Genomic DNA, 2,668 nt, shown 5'->3' on the forward strand with positions numbered 1-2,668 from the left:
TTGTGCTCGGGCTCATCCCAGAGCGAGGGCGGCAGGGCCCGGGTGAGATCGATGCGCGCGGCGAGCGTGTCGACCACCTCGTCCGAGAGCAGCGTCTCGGTCACGCCGGGGCAGGAGGCGGGATCGCCGATCAGCGCATCGCGGTGGTAGTAGGCCAGCTTGGTGGCCTCGGCGTGGATGTGGATGCGGTCGGCCTCCGACAGGCCCTCGCCCATGTCGAACTTCGACAGGATGCGCAGGATCAGCAGTGCGGCAAGACCCTGTCCGTTGGGCGGGCATTGCAGCACGTCGTAGCCCGCGTATTGCGATGAGATCGGCTCGACCCAGTGGGCGGCGTCCCGGGCGTCGTGGAAATCTTCCTCGGTCTGCAGACCGCCGAGCGACTTCAGGTGCGCGGCCATCTTCGCGGCGGTCTCGCCCTCGTAGAAGCCCGCGGCGCCCTTGGCCGCGATCTCGCGCAGGCGCGCGCCGATCAGCGGCTGCGCGTGCATCTGCCCGACCTTGGGGGCGGCCCCGCCCGGCAGGAAGATCTTGGCGGCGTGCTCGTCCCTGGCCACCAGCGACGCGGTTGCCGCCCAGTCCATCGCCACGCGCGGGGTCACCGGGTAGCCGTTCTCGGCGTAGTGGATGGCGCGGGCGAAGAGCCGGTCGAGCGGCATGGTGCCGTGATCGCCATGCAGCAGGCACCATGCCGAGATCGCGCCGGGAATGGTCACCGAATGCGGGCTGGTCTGCGGGATCTCGTCGGTGAGCCCGCTGGCCTTCAGCGCCTCGACCGTGGCGGCGGCGGCGGCGCGGCCCGAGCCGTTCAGGGCTTTCACCTTGCCGCCCTTCGGCGCGTAGAGCGCGAAACAGTCGCCGCCGATGCCGGTCATCAGCGGGTCGACCACGCATTGCACCGCCACTGCGGCGATGGCCGCGTCCACAGCGTTGCCACCGCACGAGAGGATGTCGAGACCCGCCGCCGTGGACAGCGGATGCGACGTCGCGATCATCGCTTGCGAGGCGAGGGTGCTGGGACGCCGGGCGGAGAAAAAGTCGAACATTGTATTCTGTCCTGGTTGTTGGCTTCGGGTTCCGTGAGTGTTGTATGACCCTTAGCGGATTTCAGGGGTCTGTGCCCCCTTTGATGTGAGCGGGTGAAGGCAGGCGACGGCCCGCCCGGCATCGAGGGCGCCGAGCTGCGGGTCGCGCAGCCGGCAGTCGTCCCGCGCCGCCGGGCAGCGCGAGGAGAACCGGCATCCCTTCGGCAGGTCGAGCGGGCTCGGGATCTCGCCCGGAAGCGGCTCGGGGATCGGCTCGAAGAACTGCGGTGCGGCGGCGCGCAGGGCCGCCGAGTAGGGGTGCGCGGGCGCCTCCAGCACGGCGTCGGTGGGGCCGGTCTCGACGATGCGGCCGAGGTACATGATCGCGATCTCCTCGCAGAGATAGCTTGCGACGCCGAGGTCGTGGGTGATGAAGACCAGCGTCAGCCCCATGTCGCGCTGCAGCCCCTGGAGCAGCGTCAGAAGCTGCGCCTGGGTCGAGACGTCGAGCCCGGAGACCGCCTCGTCCGCCACCAGCACCGAGGGCTCGGACGCAAGCGCGCGGGCGATGGCCACGCGCCGGACCTGGCCGCCGGAGAGCCCCGAGGGGTAGCGGTTGGCGGCATCCCTGGGCAGGCCGACCCGGTCGATGAGCTGCGCCACACGGGCGGCTTCCCCGGATTTCGGCACGATGCCGAAATGGCGCAGGGGCTCGGCGATGAGCTGGCCCACGGTCATGCGCGGATCGAGCGAGCCGCGCGCATCCTGATAGACCATCGCCACGTCGCGGGCGAAGGCGGTGCCATGGGCGCGGGCCTCGCGGATCGGCTTGCCGCAGTAAAGCGCCCGGCCGCCGCTGGGCGCGTCGAGCCCCAGCAGCACGCGCAGCAGCGTCGACTTGCCCGAGCCGGACTCGCCCACCAGCGCGATGGACGCGCCCTGCCGCACGGTGAGCCGCACGCCGTCGAGGGCGCGCAGCCCCACGGTGTCGCGGCTGAGCAGCCCGCGGCCGGGTTTCGGCACGGCGAAGACCTGCTCGACCTCGATCAGTTCGAATACCGCCGGGGCGGGCGCGTGCCGGGTCTCGGCCGGGGCGCTTTGGATCTGGGCCATGGTCATTCCGGATTCCAGCAGGCGAATTGGTGGTCGAGCGGGCCCGTCGCATCGTCGCGCGCGGGCACCAGCGGCGGCGCCTCACCGGCGCAACGGGGCAGGGCGCGCGGGCAGCGGGTGGCAAAGCGGCAGCCCACGGGCATCTCGCTGTGCGGCGGCACCGTGCCCTCGGGGGCGGTGAGGTCCTTGCTGCCGATCTCGAGCACGCAGGACTTGAGCTGGCGCGTGTAGGGGTGACGGCTGCGCTCGAGCACCTCGCGCGAGGGGCCGCTTTCCACCACCTGGCCGGCATAGAGCACCACGATCCGGTCGCAGGACTGGCTGGCGAGCGCGAGGTCGTGCAGCACGAAGATGCAGCTCGCGCCCCGGGCCCGGGTCTGGGCCAGGATCAGTCGCACGATCTGCGCCTGGATCGTCACGTCGAGCGCTGAGGTGGGCTCGTCGGCGAGCAACAGGTCGGGGTTCCCGGCAAGCGCAATCTCCACCATCACCCGCTGCTGCATGCCGCCCGTTTCCTCTTTCGGGAATTC

General features: G+C 71.0%; 3 protein-coding genes. All 3 read right to left on the reverse strand.

Annotation, left to right across the window (positions count from 1 at the left end):
- On the reverse strand, nucleotides 1-1,046 hold a 1,046-nt coding region (locus tag HC022_RS23565; protein WP_167454025.1), incomplete at its 3' end, for a gamma-glutamyltransferase.
- Between the two features lie 51 nt (nucleotides 1,047-1,097).
- Nucleotides 1,098-2,138: an ABC transporter ATP-binding protein gene (locus HC022_RS23570; protein WP_254885254.1), complete on the reverse strand. Its 1,041-nt coding sequence runs from the start codon at nucleotides 2,136-2,138 to the stop codon at nucleotides 1,098-1,100.
- Between the two features lie 2 nt (nucleotides 2,139-2,140).
- On the reverse strand, nucleotides 2,141-2,668 hold a 528-nt coding region (locus HC022_RS23575), incomplete at its 5' end, for an ABC transporter ATP-binding protein (protein ID WP_167454027.1).

It is taken from the genome of Salipiger sp. HF18 (assembly GCF_011806505.1).
Classification (GTDB): domain Bacteria; phylum Pseudomonadota; class Alphaproteobacteria; order Rhodobacterales; family Rhodobacteraceae; genus Salipiger; species Salipiger thiooxidans.

Excerpts from the sequence above, each read along its gene's own strand:
- HC022_RS23570 (WP_254885254.1), bottom strand. The coding sequence starts at position 2,138 with ATGGCCCAGATCCAAAGCGCCCCGGCCGAGACCCGGCACGCGCCCGCC.